The organism is Roseibium sp. RKSG952 (assembly GCF_009711355.1).
The window spans coordinates 116,578-130,966 of the sequence record NZ_SMMF01000949.1 but is presented as its reverse complement, the minus strand read 5'-3'; the positions used below and the strand labels follow the sequence as shown (position 1 = coordinate 130,966).

Here is a 14,389-nt window from a genome sequence, read left to right as displayed (position 1 = left end):
CCGGGGCCATCGTTTCCGCCGCCGTCACCAGGGCCGTCGTTTCCACCACCGTTACCGGGACCATCATTGCCACCGCCATTGCCGGGGTTGTCATTTCCACCCCCACCACCGGGGGCGTCACTACTTCCGCCGTTACCGGGGTTTCCTCCGTTGTTGTCTGACCCCGAATCAAACTCGGTCGACGAACCAAACTCCGCGAAATCGGTCTCACGCCCTTCAAAGCTCGAAGGGCTATTGATGGAGGCCGTCGGAAGGTCACTCAACAAACCTGCGAGTCCGGGGCACATTTGTCCTGTGTTCAATAAGGTGGTTTCGAAATCCGAGCGTTTTTGAAGGCGCTTCAGGAAGCTTGGCGTGACATGCGTACACTCACACATCGCTGCGTAGTCACCGGCGTTTGCCGCGATGCGTGCGGTTCGTGCATCGCAAACCTCTGGTTGGGCCATTGCGCTACCGGCTGCTGTTAACCCAAGGAACGGTGCAGCAACCAATGCGGCCATTCCAGCTCTCGTACTCTTTCGCATGGCGCAACTCTCCTTACGCAGCGTGAACCAATATGCATTATTGCATTGGGTTCACATGGCGACCGGGAATTAAGAGACGATTTGGATTTTCTGAAGAAAGCTTGAGATCAGGTTGCAGAAAGGTATGGCGCGACACGTACGCGCCGTACCTTAGGTTGATTCAGAATGTCTGAGAACTTTGGCCTATTTATGCCTTTTGACGATCACGGAGCCCACAGAATAACCCGCTCCGAACGAGCAGATCAGGCCGATATCACCTTCCTGAAGATCATCTGAATGTTTGGAAAACGCAATGATCGACCCGGCAGAAGAGGTGTTGGCATAATCCTGCAGGATATTGGGTTGCTCACCTGCTTCGGGTTCGCGGCCCAGAACTTTTTTACCGATGAAATCGTTCATCGTCTTGTTCGCCTGATGTAGCCAAAGCCGCTTCAGATCGCCGCTCTCGACACCTTCGGCGTCCATGTGATCACTGATGTGGCGGCTGACCATTGGCAGCACTTCCTTGAACACCTTGCGGCCGTTCTGCATGAACTGCATGTCACGGCGATCGATCAAACCGTCCGGGCGTGAGCGACGCAGAAAGCCGTTGTTGTTGCGGATGTTGTTCGAAAACTCGGTGGCGCAGCGGGTCGACAGGATTTCGAAATGCGGACCTTCTGCATTTTCAATTCGTTCGATCAGGGTGGCCGTCGCCACATCCCCAAAGATAAAGTGGCAATCGCGGTCACGCCATTCCAGATGGCCCGAGCAGATCTCGGGATTCACCACAAGTGCCGAACGAACTGAGCCGGATCGGACCATGTCCGCGGCTGCCTGAATGCCAAAGGTTGCGGATGAACAGGCGACATTCATGTCAAAGCCGAACCCGTTGATGCCCAACGCCTGCTGTATTTCGATCGCAACTGCCGGATAGGCGCGTTCGTGGTTCGACGCCGCGCAGATCACCAGATCGACATCTTCTGCAGTGCGTCCGGCCTGTGCCAAAGCCTTTTTGCAGGCGTCTACCGCCATCTCGGTCATGATCCCGGGCTCGTCATCATTCCGCTGACGTAACGAGGGGTACATGATGTCGGGGTTAAGGACGCCGGTTTTGTCCATCACATAGCGGTTTTCGATGCCTGAGGCCTTGAGGATAAACTCCTCCGAGGAATGTTGCATCGGTTCCATGCGTCCGGCGGCAATTGCCTCGGCGTTTTCAGCGTTCTTCTTGTCCGCATATGCGTTGAACGCCTGAACAAGCTCTGCATTCGTGATGACGTTCTCTGGCGTGAAAACACCGGTACCGGTGATGGCGGGCGTATACATGGCGGGTCCTGAATGTTTCGGATTTGCCCAAAATGCAGTCACCGCAGGATTTGATCAAGAGATGTTTACCTAACGGAATATGGGGTATTTTGCCGATTTCAACTTCACATCTTGAATAGTTCAGATTTCGAAGTATATGGCGCCTAACTTCCATGGAGCCCCACCATGCCGGATGACATCAGTAGCCGACTAGGACGCCTCACGCCTGAGATTCAGGCGATGATGGGCGTCTATGCGCTATACTGGAAACTCGAAGAGAGCTTTGACTGCATCGAAACCGACCTGAGCCATCAGGAATGTCACATGCTGATCAAGCTGGATCAGCCCAAGCGCATGGGCATTCTGGCGGCTGACATGCTGACCGTGCCGTCCACCATCACTGCCACCGCAGATGCGCTGGAAGAGGCCGGTTATCTCGCGCGTCAGCGTGATCCCGAAGATCGCCGTGCCTGGCTGCTGGTCCTGACCGAGCAGGGCGAAGAAGCCCGCAACATGCTGGTGACAGTCGCCGGAGAGCTGTTTCAGACCGCCTCCGGCCTGAACGCCGAAGAAACCGCAGAATTCGCGCGTCTGGCGCGCAAAATCAGAGACAACATACTGAAAACGGGAATTCCCGAGGGATTGAAGAAATGAAACTCCTGACCTCTTTGGGCCTCGCTCTGGCCGTTCTGGCATCACCAATTGCCGCTCAAGATACCCCCAAACCGGTAAAACTGATGCTGGTACGTGAAACAGCCCCAGGTTTCTCGCGCCAGTTCTTCGGTCGTGTCGCCGCACGCCAGACGGTTGATCTGGCCTTTCAGGTCGCAGGGCAAATCGTTGATATGCCGGTGACCGAAGGGTTCGTTATCGCAAAGGGCGATCTGATCGCCAGCCTGGATCAGGAACCGTTCGAGCTTCAGCTTGACCGCGCCCGCCTGCAGAAAGAGCAGGCCGACCGCACCGTCGCCCGTCTGTCACGTCTGCGTGGCACAACGGCCAGCCAGGTCGCCGTCGATGATGCCGAAACCAACGCTCAACTGGCCGCGATTGCCCTGCGCGACGCGGAGTACGAGCTGGAGCATGCCACACTGACCGCGCCATTCGATGCGCTGGTCTCCAGCCGTGCGGTCGAGGCATTCACCACCATCTCTGCCGGCACCCCCATCGTTCGGATCCACGACATGTCCGAGCTGCGGATCGAGGTGGACGTGCCTGAAATCCTGTTCCAGCGCTCCGGCCAGCAGGATGACATTACGATCACCGCGAAATTCCCTGTCAGCGATCAAATCTTCCCACTCGAGATTCGCGAGTTTGACGCTGAAACCTCCAGCGTTGGCCAGACATTCCGCATCCAGTTCGGCCTGACCCCGCCGGAAGGTCTGCAAATTCTTCCCGGGTCCTCTGTCACAGTGAATGTACAGGTACAGGATCAGCGCACCGGCATCGTTGTCCCGGCCACTGCAATCGTTGCGGGCGCAGACGGTGAACTGGGCGTGATGGTCTTTTCTCCGGTTGGTGCTGAAGAAGGCACCATCCGTCGCGTTCCGGTAACGATCGAACCGACGCAAACGGGCGACGTTCGTGTCCTGTCGGGCTTGTCCGACGGGGATGAGATCGTTGTCGCTGGCGGTGGCACTCTGACCGACGGTCAGGCCGTACGCCGCTTTAGCGGCTTTGCGAACTGAAGGGCGGACAGATGAATATCGCGCGCGCGTCTATAGACCGGCCAATCTACACCTGGCTCGTTATCCTGATCGCATTGTTCGGAGGCATCTGGGGGTTCTCGTCCCTTGGGCGGCTCGAGGATCCGGCCTTCACCATCAAACAGGCGGTCATTGCAACTCAATATCCCGGTGCGACAGCAGAACAAGTGGCTCTGGAAGTGTCCGAGCCTCTGGAATCCGCTATCCAGCAAATGGGCGAGGTGGATGTCATCACCTCGGTCAACCAGCCGGGCCAGTCGCTGATCGAGGTGGAAATCAAATCCACCTATGACGGTTCTGAACTGCCTGACATCTGGACCCGCCTGCGCGCCAAGGTACGCGATGCGGCACGCGGTTTGCCGTCTGGCGTCGGCACTCCTTATGTAAACGACGGGTTCGGCGACGTCTTTGGCCTGTTTTACGCAGTCACGGCCGAAGGGTTCTCGGATGCGGAAAAACATGAGCTCGCAACGTTCCTGCGACGGGAATTGCTGACCGTCGATGGTGTTGCCGATGTCGAAGTCCAGGGCCTGCCGGATGAGGCGATTTTTGTCGAACCCGACCTGTCGATATCCGTAAACCAGAACGTTCCGCTGCAGGCGATCAATGATGCGATTGCCAACGCCGACTCAGTGAACGCATCAGGCTCGCTTCGATCCGACAGTGACCGGACAACAATTCTGACTGCGGAAGGCTCTGACAGCGTTTCGGCCATTGCCGGATTGTCGGTTGGTTCGCAGGGACAGGTCATCAACCTGTTCGACATGTCCGATGTCTATCGCGGTCGCCAGAACGATCCCGACATCATGATCCGGTTCAACGGGACCGAAGCATTCACCCTCGGGATTGCGGGTCTTGCGACTGAAAACATTGTCGAGGTCGGCAAACGTGCAGATGCCAAGTTCGCTGAGCTCGACAATGAAATCCCCTTTGGCGTCGAGATCCTGCCGATCTATCAGCAGCACGTTGTGGTCGAGCAGGCCTCGAACGATTTTCTCGTGAACCTCGCCATGTCGGTGGCAATCGTTGTTCTGGTGCTGGCTATATTCATGGGCTGGCGCGCGGCTGTTGTAGTGGGCTCGACCCTGTTGCTGACAGTGGTCGGCACGCTGCTCTTCATGTCCCTGTTCTCGATCGAGATGGAGCGTATTTCGCTTGGTGCCCTGATCATTGCCATGGGTATGCTCGTAGACAACGCCATCGTTGTGGCCGAGGGGATGCAAATCTCGATGCTGCGCGGCAAATCCTCGCGTGATGCGGCAGAAGAGGTTGCGTCGAAAACACAAGTCCCGCTGTTAGGCGCGACCGTTATCGGCATCATGGCCTTTGCCGGCATCGGCCTCAGCCCGGATGCAACAGGCGAATTCCTGTTCTCGCTCTTTGCGGTTATCGGCATCTCACTGCTGCTCAGCTGGGTGCTTGCGATCACGGTGACACCTCTTCTGGGCCACTACTTCTTCAAGCAGGGAAAAGAGGGTGAGGTAGATGCCTATGGCGGAATTCTGTTCCGTGTGTATGGGGGCATCCTGAGCTGGGCCTTGCGCTTCCGCTGGCTGGTTGTTGTGGGTCTCGTCGGGGTCACGGTTGTCTGTTTCGCAGGTTTTGGTCTGATGAAGCAGCAGTTCTTCCCGAATTCGAATACGCCGCTGTTCTTTGTTCACTACAAACTGCCTCAGGGCACGCCCATCGCGCGTACAGCCGAGGATATGGCCGTGTTCGAAGAATGGTTGTCCGAGCGTGATGACGTGGTCTCTGTCGCTACCTTCGTGGGGCAGGGGGCGACACGCTTCATGCTGACCTACGCAGCAGAAAAGCCCAACCCCAGCTACGGCCACATGATTATCCGGACAGAGTCGCTGGATGACATTCCGGCACTGCAGGCTGATCTTGCCGCATTCGGTTCGGCGCAGTTCCCCGAAGGTGAGTTCCGCACCAAGCGGCTGATTTTCGGTCCCGGTGGTGGGGACCCGATTCAGGCGCGTTTCTCTGGCAGCGACCCGGTTGTGTTGCGGCAACTTGCTGACGAGGCCGTGCAGCGCATGTCCGAGGCCTCCGAGAATGCCCTGCACGTGCACCACGACTGGCGCGAACAGGAACTGGCTGTACAGCCGATCTACGCGACCGAACGCGCCCAGACTGCCGGTGTGACCCGTGAAGATATCGCGGCCACCCTGCAGTTCTCGACAGATGGCATCACCGGAGGTGTCCTGCGCGAGCGGGATCGCCTGATCCCGATCATCCTGCGCCGTCCGGCGGACGGAGATTACTCGATCGTCGATCAGGTGGTGTATTCGGACCAGTCCCAGAAATTTGTACCAATCGAACAAATGGTGGATGGGTTCGAGTACAAATCACTCAATACGCTGGTTCATCGTCGTGACCGGGTGCTTACGATCACCGTGGGTGCAGAGATCCCGCCTGAATTGACGGCTGCTCAGGTTCACTCCGAAGTGCGCAGTGCAATCGAGGATATGGAACTGCCACTTGGCTACAAGATGGAGTGGGGTGGCGAGTTCGAAGATTCGGGCGATGCACAGGAGAGCCTGGGTAAGCAGCTACCACTCAGCCTGCTGATCATGGTGCTGATTTCCGTATTGCTTTTCAACGCGATACGCCAGCCAATCATTATCTGGCTGCTGGTGCCGATGTCGGTGAATGGTGTTGTGATTGGTCTGCTGGGTACAGGACTTCCCTTTACCTTCACCGCTCTGCTGGGGCTGCTCAGCCTCTCGGGTATGCTGATCAAGAACGGTATCGTTCTCGTCGAGGAAATCGATCTGGTACGCGAAACGGGCAAGCCCCTGCGCGAATCCATCATCGAAGCCTCGGTCTCGCGTCTGCGCCCCGTCATGCTGGCTGCCATCACCACGATCCTTGGCATGGCGCCATTGCTGACAGACGCGTTCTTTGTCTCGATGGCGGTGACGATCATGGGTGGTCTGGCCTTTGCCACGATCCTCACTATGGTCGCGGCCCCTGTCTTCTACATGATCTTTTTCTCGCGAGAGGAAAAACGAAGACTGGCGGCAGCGTGAACAAACAGGGGCGGCTGGATCAGCCGCCCTTATCTTTTTCCGGGTCGTAGTGATAACAAAAGCAAGAAAGCTTGTTGCCATCTGGATCGCGCAGATAAGCCACATAGAAATCAGACTCATACCGATCTCTGACGCCCGGTCCACCTTCGTCTGTTCCACCATTTGCTAGCCCGGCCTCGTGGAACCTGCGAACCTGACCCGCATCCTTTGCCGGAAAGGCGATCATTGTACCGTTACCGTTGCTTGCTTGCACTCCGTCATACGGGGCACATATCCAGAAACCGACTCCTTCATCGGGTTCCGTACCCCATCCTGCCCAGCCTTCTGACCACCCGGGCAGGCGCGGTTGTTCTAAGACCGAGAAGATTGCGTCATAGAAACGGATAGCTCGCGGCAGGTTGTTCGATCCGTAGGTGGTGAAAAGTTTCACGGGTTTTCTCCCTGACTGACGTAGCAATCATGCGGCGCCTTGGTTGGTCGTGGAAGAACAAAAAAAGCCCCGGCGGAACCGGGGCTTTGATCATCTGACAATGATAGGATTTATCCCTGCAGGGATTTCACCGCGACATCCCCTTCGGCCTGTGCCTTGATCGCCAGTGCCGCTGCATGGCTGGCTGCAGCCGTGGTGTAGTAGGGGATCTTGTCATAGAGCGCGATGGACCGGATCGCCTTGCTGTCTTCAACGGCCTGAGCACCCTCGGTGGTGTTCATCACCAGCTGCACCTGACCATCTTTCAGCATGTCGACCACGTCCGGGCGACCCTCGTAGACCTTATTGACGACGTCACAAGCAACGCCCTGCTGTTCCAGCCAGGTCTGGGTCCCACGGGTTGCCACCAGCGAGAAGCCTTGTGCGGCAAGCACTTGTGCGGCCTCAAGCATTGCGGGTGTCTTGTCCGCGTCTTTGATCGAGATGAAGGCACGACCCGAAGACGGCAGCACCATCCCGGCACCCATTTGCGCCTTGAGGAAGGCGCGCGGGAAATCGCGATCCCAGCCCATGACCTCACCAGTCGAGCGCATTTCAGGGCCGAGGATCGTGTCGACGCCGGGGAAACGGGCAAAGGGCAGCACCGCCTCTTTCACCGAGAACCACGGCATGTCCGGATCGGCCAGCGTCATCTGATCGGCGATCTTGGTATCCTGACCTTCTTGGTACGCTGGGCGCATTGGGAAGTTCGACAGCTTCTCACCAGCCATCACGCGCGCGGCAATCGACGCAATCGCGCTGTCGGTGGCTTTGGCCACGAATGGGACAGTCCGCGAAGCGCGCGGGTTTACCTCGATCAGGAAGATCTCATCGTCCTTGATCGCGAACTGGACGTTCATCAGGCCAACGACGTTGAGAGCCTTTGCCAACTTGAAAGCCTGATCCTTGATCTCGCCAAGAATCTCTTTTGACAGCGAATAAGGCGGCAGTGAACAGGCCGAGTCGCCCGAGTGCACACCGGCTTCTTCGATGTGCTGCATGATGCCTGCGACGTGAACGTCGGTGCCATCGCACAGCGCGTCGACGTCCAGCTCGACCGCACCAGCCAGATAGCTGTCCAGCAGAACGGGGCTGTCACCGGAAACCACCACGGCTTCGTTGATATAGCGTTTCAGCTGGTCCATATCGCGCACGATTTCCATCGCACGACCACCCAGAACGTAAGAGGGGCGGATCACCAGCGGGAAGCCGATCTCGTCGGCAATTTCCAGCGCCTGCTCATCGGTCGAAGCGATGCCGTTTTTCGGTTGTTTCAGGCCCAGTTCGTTGACCAGTGCCTGGAAGCGTTCGCGATCTTCGGCCAGGTCGATGGCGTCCGGGGTGGTGCCGAGGATCGGAATACCTTCTTCTTCCAGCGCGTTCGCCAGTTTCAGTGGCGTCTGACCACCGAATTGTACAATCACACCGTGCAGCGTGCCGTTTTCCTGCTCTTTCGTCAGGATTTCCATGACGTGTTCAAAAGTCAGCGGCTCGAAATACAGGCGATCCGAGGTGTCATAGTCGGTCGAAACCGTCTCGGGGTTGCAGTTGACCATGATGGTCTCGTACCCGGCTTCGGTCAGCGCGAAACAGGCGTGGCAGCAGCAATAGTCGAACTCGATGCCTTGGCCGATCCGGTTTGGGCCACCGCCGAGGATGACAACCTTTTTGCGGTCGCTTGGTCGTGCCTCACACTCAACCTCACCCATCATTGGGGCCTCATAGGTTGAATACATGTAAGGCGTCTGCGCCTCGAACTCGGCCGCGCAGGTGTCGATGCGTTTGAATACGGCATTGACGCCCAAATTGCGGCGGGCACGACGGACGTTGTCTTCGTCACGGCCGGTCAGGTTGCCCAGACGCGCATCGGTGAAGCCCAGCATCTTGAGCTTGCGAATGCCGTCCTCGGTCACCGGCAGGCCGTCTTTGCGGACGGTGCGCTCGGCCTCGATGATCTCGCGGATACGGGCAAGGAACCAGGGGTCGAACTTGGTGACACCAAAAATCTCGTCATCGGTCAGGCCGTGGCGCATGGCTTGTGCGATGGTGCGCAGACGGTCGGGGGTCTGCTGGCTGATCGCCTTGATCACGGCAGCTTTGTCACTGGTCTCTTCCCAGAGGCCAACGTTCAGTCCGGGAATTTCGATCTCATCAAACCCGGTCAGACCTGATTCCATCGAAGCCAGGGCTTTTTGCATCGATTCGTGGATGGTGCGGCCGATCGACATCGCCTCACCCACCGATTTCATTGCGGTGGTCAGATAGGGCTCAGATCCCGGGAATTTCTCAAAGGCGAATTTCGGGATCTTGGTGACGACATAGTCAATGGTTGGCTCGAACGACGCGGGTGTCACCTTGGTGATGTCATTGTCCAGTTCATCCAGCGTGTAGCCCACGGCCAGTTTTGCGGCGATCTTGGCAATCGGGAAACCGGTCGCTTTTGAGGCCAGCGCCGAAGACCGCGACACGCGCGGGTTCATCTCGATCACAACCATCCGGCCATCGACCGGGTTGATCGCCCATTGCACGTTCGAACCACCGGTTTCGACACCGATCTCGCGCAGCACGGCAATCGAGTGATTGCGCATGATCTGGTATTCTTTGTCAGTGAGCGTCAGGGCAGGGGCCACGGTGATCGAGTCACCTGTATGCACGCCCATCGGGTCAACGTTCTCGATCGAACAGACGATGATGGCGTTGTCGGCGGTGTCGCGTACCACCTCCATCTCATATTCTTTCCAACCCAGCAGGCTTTCGTCGATCAGGATCTGGCCTACGGGTGAGGCATCCATACCCGAACGGCATATATGGATATAATCTTCGCGGTTATAGGCCACGCCTCCACCGGTACCGCCCAGCGTAAAGGCAGGCCGGATAATCGCGGGCAGCCCCACAGTTTCAAGCGTATCCAGCGCCAGCGCTACACCGGCGTCGAGATCTTTCTTTCCGCTCTCATCCTTGGGGGCCGTCACGATCTCGGCTTTCGGGTTTTCGATACCCAGGCGATCCATCGCTTCGCGGAACAGGGCGCGGTCCTCGGCCATTTCGATGGCATCACGCTTGGCGCCAATCATCTCGACGCCGAACTTTTCCAGCACACCCATCTCTTCCAGCGCCAGCGAGGTGTTCAGGCCGGTCTGTCCGCCCATGGTGGGCAGCAGGGCGTCGGGACGTTCTTTCTCGATGATCTTGGCGACAACCTCGGGCGTGATGGGTTCGATATAGGTGGCATCCGCCAGCCCGGGGTCGGTCATGATTGTGGCCGGGTTTGAGTTCACCAGGATAACCCGGTACCCTTCCTCACGTAGCGCCTTACACGCTTGTGCGCCTGAGTAGTCGAACTCGCAGGCTTGTCCGATGACAATGGGGCCCGCCCCGATGATCATGATCGACTGAATGTCGGTTCTCTTCGGCATGGCCTGGCCCCTTCGATTTTGCACGAGTCACGGGCGCCGCCCAAGCGCCCAAATTGTCGTGCGTTATAGGGACAGCGCGAAAAGGTTCAAGGGGTATCGGAAACAGGAGCGAATTTGCCGCTTTCCCCCCTTTCCCTCGACACCGTATTCTCTATATCGCGCAACACGGTAAATGAGGAAGCAATTGCGTATTCGTTTCGATCAGGGACCGACCGGGCCGGGAACCAGTTTTGATCGGCCCGTTCAGGTGATCCGCGCAGATACTGCGGAAGACGTGCCCCAGGCTTTGGCGGCGCTGGATGATGCACGCGCGCAAGGTGCATGGCTGGCGGGATATGCCAGTTATGAGCTTGGATATGTGCTGGAGACCCGCCTTGCCGATCGTCTGCCCGAAAGGCGTCGCTTGCCGTTGTTGTGTTTTGGCGTCTACGAACAGCCATCGAAGCTTGATTTGCCCTCAGGATCATCCGGCGTTACGGAATTTCAGCCCCGATGGGACGAAGCGCGTTATACCAAAGCCTTCCAATCAGTTCACGATGCGATTGGGGCCGGGGATATTTATCAGGCTAACCTGACCTTTCCGATTGATCTGAAACTTGAGGGTGACAGCACCTCTCTCTATTCGGCGCTCACATCCAGTCAGCGCGTTGGTCACGGTGCGCTGGTTCAGCAGGATGGATTGCCTGACCTCCTCAGCCGGTCGCCGGAGTTATTTTTCAGAACCGACGCCGATGGGCGGATTGAAACCCGCCCGATGAAGGGCACGCAGCCACGCAGCGAGGATTTGGCCGAGGATGCCCGGCGTCGCGCGTTTCTGTCGCAGGATGAAAAGAACCGGGCCGAGAATTTGATGATCGTCGATCTGCTGCGCAACGATATCAGTCGGGTTGCGTTGCCAGGTACGGTCAAAGTGCCCGAGTTGTTCAAGGTCGAGACCTATGCCACCGTGCATCAGATGGTGTCACTGGTTCAGGCGCAACTGCAGGTGGGGGCCGGGTTGTCAGATATTCTGACCGCGCTGTTTCCCTGCGGTTCGATCACCGGAGCGCCCAAAATTCGTGCGATGGAGATTCTGTCGGATCTTGAGCCATGGCCGCGTGATATCTATTGCGGCACGATTGGTTGGGCCGCACCAGACGGCAGGTCCGAATTCAACGTCGCTATTCGTACGCTGATGGTTGAAGACGGTGAGGCCACGCTGAATGTGGGTGGCGGCGTTGTGTGGGACAGTACAGCCCCGTCCGAATATGAGGAAGCGCTATGGAAAGCCCGGTTTGCCCACCAACTGAGCCTGATTTCCGCCTGATCGAAACCTTCGCCTTTCGGCCTGAGCAAGGTTTCGTGCGGTTGCAGCGGCATCTAGCGCGTATGGCGCGGTCAACTGATGCACTTGGCATTCCATTTGATTCCGACTTGGCGATCCAAGCGTTGAACACGGTATCCGGAAATGATCCCCTGCGCTGCAGGTTGACCTTGGATAGGGCAGGACAGTACGAAGTCACAACCGGCCCCCTCGCTGAAAACCCATCGGTCTGGCGGCTTGGGATATCGGATATTCGGTTGGACTCTTCCGATCCGTGGTTGCGTTACAAGACAACCCGGCGGGCGATTTATGATACGGCCCGGGCGTCACTGCCTGATGATATGGACGAGTTACTGTTCCTCAACGAGAAGGAGGAGCTCTGTGAAGGCTCGATCACCAACCTCTTTCTGGAAATGCAAGACGAGCGCTGGCTGACACCGCCACTTTCGGCAGGCCTGCTGCCCGGTATTTTGCGCGAAGAATTGCTGGAAACAGAAAAGGTTGCCGAAGCGACTCTGACCTTGACCGATCTGCATGAGGCGAAGAATGTGCATATGGGTAATTCCTTGAGGGGGCTGATCCGCGTGGAGCTGGCAATAAAGTGAGCGAACAGGGGGAATTGACCAGAGCCGCTGTTCCTGAGATGCGGTTGCGACTGGAATTCGGTGCTTTTTTCATCGCGGCGCCACTGTTGATCGCTGTGCTGTTTCCACCCAACTGGATGTTCCCGGCATTGTTTGCATTCACCGGTCTTGGGATCATTCTGCTGCATAACACTCCGGGGTTTTCGTGGGCTGAACTGCGCTATGGATGGCGAAACTGGTCCTGGCGAGAGGTAGTCCTGTTCACGGTGGCAATGGCTGCCGTTTGCACCGTGTTGGTCAAAGCGACCCGCCCTGATGCAGCATTCTTTCTGCTGATCCACAGGCCGGAGATGCTGGCCTTCATTTGGGTTGGCTATCCGTTGCTGTCTGCCTTGCCGCAAGAGCTGCTTTTCAGACCACTGTTCTACCGCCGGTATCACGGGATACTGCCAACGGGGCGCGCAGCGGATGTACTGAACGCAGCGATCTTTTCATTCGCACATCTGATGTACTGGAGCTGGATCGTTGCAGTGATGACGTTTGCTGGCGGGATCCTGTTCTCGTGGGCCTATCGCAAGCGGGGGTCATTCTTCTACGCGGTTCTGTTGCACGCTATCGCTGGCAACATCATCTTTGCGGCCGGTCTGGGCATTTTCTTTTATTCCGGCAACGTTCAACGGCCATTCTGAGTTGATCAGCTATTCTGCAGCATCACGCATGGGCTGAGGTGACTGATAGAGGTAATCTCTTGTCAGTGGCACCGCATCTCGTTTGTGACCAAGCTGCAACTGGAAAACAGTCTGATCGCGTTCCTCGAAAACCAGAATGCAGGCCGTCAGATAGAACCGCCACATCCGGATAAACCGGTCATCATACATCGCACGAACCTGATCCAGATTGTGCTCGAACCGATCGCGCCAGCACCGCAGTGTTTTTGCATAGTGCAATCGAAGGCTCTCGATATCCAGAAACCACATCCCTGTACGCGATACCGGGCCCACCAGCTCAGTTAGCGACGGGACATAGCCGCCCGGGAAGATATATTTGCTCAGCCACGGGGATTGATTGGTGGCCGGACCGTTGCGCCCAATCGAATGGATCAGGGCAACACCTTCCGGATGCAGCAGATCGGAAATCCGGTCGAAATAAGTCTGAAACTGGGGTGCACCCACATGTTCCAGCATGCCGACGGACACGATGCGATCAAATTGATCCTCAACCTCTCGATAGTCCAGAAGCCGGATTTGAATTTGCTTGTGCAGGCCCGCCGCCTGAATGCGTTGGTTTGCGGTTCTGTGTTGATTTTCGGACAGTGTTAGGCCGGTGACTCGAACGCCGTGCTTCTGTGCCAGTGTCAGAGCGAGGCCACCCCAACCACAACCGATGTCCAGAACCCTCATCCCCGGCTCAAGGCACAGCTTGCGGGCGATATGGTCCTTCTTGGCCTTCTGCGCTTGTTCGAGTGTCATGTCCGGCGTCTGAAAATACGCACAGCTATACTGCATGTCCGGATCCAGCATCAGACGATAGAAATCATCCGACAGGTCATAGTGGTGTGCAACATTGCGTTTTGACAGAGGCACCGAATTGCGCTGGATCAGAGGGCGCATGAGGTATTCGGCGCGCATCTGAATTCGTTGAACGACGGGTAATGGATTTGCGGCTGCCGAGCGAATCGCAATCCGCATCGCGTTTTCCAGACCGCCTTCGTCTATAGACAGCGAACCATCCATATAGCCTTCACCAAAGGCCATCTCGGGGTTCTTAACCATGCGCGGCAGCAGAGCCGCTTCATGCAGCGAGATTTGTGCCGCGGGTGAAGTCCCGTCACCATATTCGCGTTCGCTCCCGTCGGGGTATCTGATCCGCAGCGTCCCACGGGTGATGAAGTCGCTCAAAATGCGATCGAAAATAGCTTGCCACATTTGCCCAACATCTCCTTTCAAAATGGCCTGGCTCCCGTAAACCGGGAAAAACTATTCAAGTTCACTATGCGGAAAACATACCAAAAAATAAGAATTTGTCTGCCTTTTGCTTAACATCGCATGCGATAGAGCGGCGGACC

At 57.1% G+C, this 14,389-nt stretch carries 11 protein-coding genes; 6 read left to right on the top strand and 5 right to left on the bottom strand.

All coding sequences use genetic code 11. From position 1 onward, the window contains the following. A partial coding sequence (locus E1297_RS32810; protein WP_196223457.1) for a hypothetical protein occupies nucleotides 1-524 on the bottom strand: 524 nt, incomplete at its 3' end. Nucleotides 525-707: 183 nt separating this feature from the next. Beyond that, nucleotides 708-1,832, bottom strand: a complete 1,125-nt coding sequence (locus tag E1297_RS32805; protein ID WP_155145506.1) for a beta-ketoacyl-ACP synthase III — start codon at nucleotides 1,830-1,832, stop codon at nucleotides 708-710. A gap of 165 nt (nucleotides 1,833-1,997) precedes the next feature. On the opposite strand from E1297_RS32805, the gene E1297_RS32800 reads away from it, so the two are divergent. The 3 genes from E1297_RS32800 to E1297_RS32790 are packed head-to-tail and all read left to right on the top strand — an operon-like array spanning nucleotide 1,998 to nucleotide 6,552. Further along, on the top strand, nucleotides 1,998-2,465 hold the full coding sequence (locus E1297_RS32800) for a MarR family winged helix-turn-helix transcriptional regulator (RefSeq protein WP_155145503.1): 468 nt from the start codon (nucleotides 1,998-2,000) through the stop codon (nucleotides 2,463-2,465). Then, nucleotides 2,462-3,499 carry an efflux RND transporter periplasmic adaptor subunit gene (locus tag E1297_RS32795; protein ID WP_155145501.1) on the top strand — a complete coding sequence of 346 codons (1,038 nt, stop codon included), beginning with the start codon at nucleotides 2,462-2,464 and terminating at the stop codon, nucleotides 3,497-3,499. Before E1297_RS32800 ends, E1297_RS32795 begins: the two co-directional genes overlap by 4 nt. Nucleotides 3,500-3,510: 11 nt before the next feature. Further along, nucleotides 3,511-6,552: an efflux RND transporter permease subunit gene (locus E1297_RS32790; protein WP_155145499.1), complete on the top strand. Its 3,042-nt coding sequence runs from the start codon at nucleotides 3,511-3,513 to the stop codon at nucleotides 6,550-6,552. Nucleotides 6,553-6,571: 19 nt separating this feature from the next. Here E1297_RS32790 and E1297_RS32785 read toward each other — a convergent pair whose 3' ends face one another. Further along, the gene (locus E1297_RS32785; protein ID WP_209016146.1) at nucleotides 6,572-6,982 is read right to left on the bottom strand and encodes a VOC family protein; all 411 of its coding nucleotides are present in this window, start codon (nucleotides 6,980-6,982) and stop codon (nucleotides 6,572-6,574) included. A 110-nt stretch (nucleotides 6,983-7,092) separates the two neighbouring features. Further along, nucleotides 7,093-10,437, bottom strand: a complete 3,345-nt coding sequence (gene carB / locus E1297_RS32780) for a carbamoyl-phosphate synthase large subunit (protein ID WP_155145495.1) — start codon at nucleotides 10,435-10,437, stop codon at nucleotides 7,093-7,095. A 184-nt stretch (nucleotides 10,438-10,621) separates the two neighbouring features. Between carB and E1297_RS32775 the strand changes: the two genes are divergently transcribed. Genes E1297_RS32775 through E1297_RS51360 form a run of 3 tightly spaced genes read left to right on the top strand, consistent with a single transcriptional unit; the run spans nucleotide 10,622 to nucleotide 13,013 of the window. Next, nucleotides 10,622-11,743, top strand: a complete 1,122-nt coding sequence (locus E1297_RS32775; protein WP_244327966.1) for an aminodeoxychorismate synthase component I — start codon at nucleotides 10,622-10,624, stop codon at nucleotides 11,741-11,743. Then, nucleotides 11,698-12,345: an aminotransferase class IV family protein gene (locus E1297_RS32770; RefSeq protein WP_155145490.1), complete on the top strand. Its 648-nt coding sequence runs from the start codon at nucleotides 11,698-11,700 to the stop codon at nucleotides 12,343-12,345. Before E1297_RS32775 ends, E1297_RS32770 begins: the two co-directional genes overlap by 46 nt. After that, nucleotides 12,342-13,013: a CPBP family intramembrane glutamic endopeptidase gene (locus E1297_RS51360; protein WP_209016145.1), complete on the top strand. Its 672-nt coding sequence runs from the start codon at nucleotides 12,342-12,344 to the stop codon at nucleotides 13,011-13,013. The genes E1297_RS32770 and E1297_RS51360 overlap by 4 nt, the downstream gene beginning before the upstream one ends. Nucleotides 13,014-13,022: 9 nt before the next feature. On the opposite strand, the gene E1297_RS32760 is transcribed toward E1297_RS51360, so the two are convergent. Then, nucleotides 13,023-14,249, bottom strand: coding sequence for a cyclopropane-fatty-acyl-phospholipid synthase family protein (locus tag E1297_RS32760; protein WP_155145488.1), 1,227 nt, complete (start codon nucleotides 14,247-14,249; stop codon nucleotides 13,023-13,025). Between the last annotated feature and the right edge of the window lie 140 nt (nucleotides 14,250-14,389).

What these genes read in the sequence shown, in the direction of transcription:
- E1297_RS32795 (WP_155145501.1), top strand. Translation starts at nt 2,462, where the DNA reads ATGAAACTCCTGACCTCTTTGGGCCTCGCTCTGGCCGTTCTGGCATCA.
- E1297_RS32760 (WP_155145488.1), bottom strand. Translation starts at nt 14,249, where the DNA reads ATGTGGCAAGCTATTTTCGATCGCATTTTGAGCGACTTCATCACCCGT.
- E1297_RS32790 (WP_155145499.1), top strand. Translation starts at nt 3,511, where the DNA reads ATGAATATCGCGCGCGCGTCTATAGACCGGCCAATCTACACCTGGCTC.
- E1297_RS32805 (WP_155145506.1), bottom strand. Translation starts at nt 1,832, where the DNA reads ATGTATACGCCCGCCATCACCGGTACCGGTGTTTTCACGCCAGAGAAC.
- E1297_RS32770 (WP_155145490.1), top strand. Translation starts at nt 11,698, where the DNA reads ATGGAAAGCCCGGTTTGCCCACCAACTGAGCCTGATTTCCGCCTGATC.
- E1297_RS32800 (WP_155145503.1), top strand. Translation starts at nt 1,998, where the DNA reads ATGCCGGATGACATCAGTAGCCGACTAGGACGCCTCACGCCTGAGATT.
- carB (WP_155145495.1), bottom strand. Translation starts at nt 10,437, where the DNA reads ATGCCGAAGAGAACCGACATTCAGTCGATCATGATCATCGGGGCGGGC.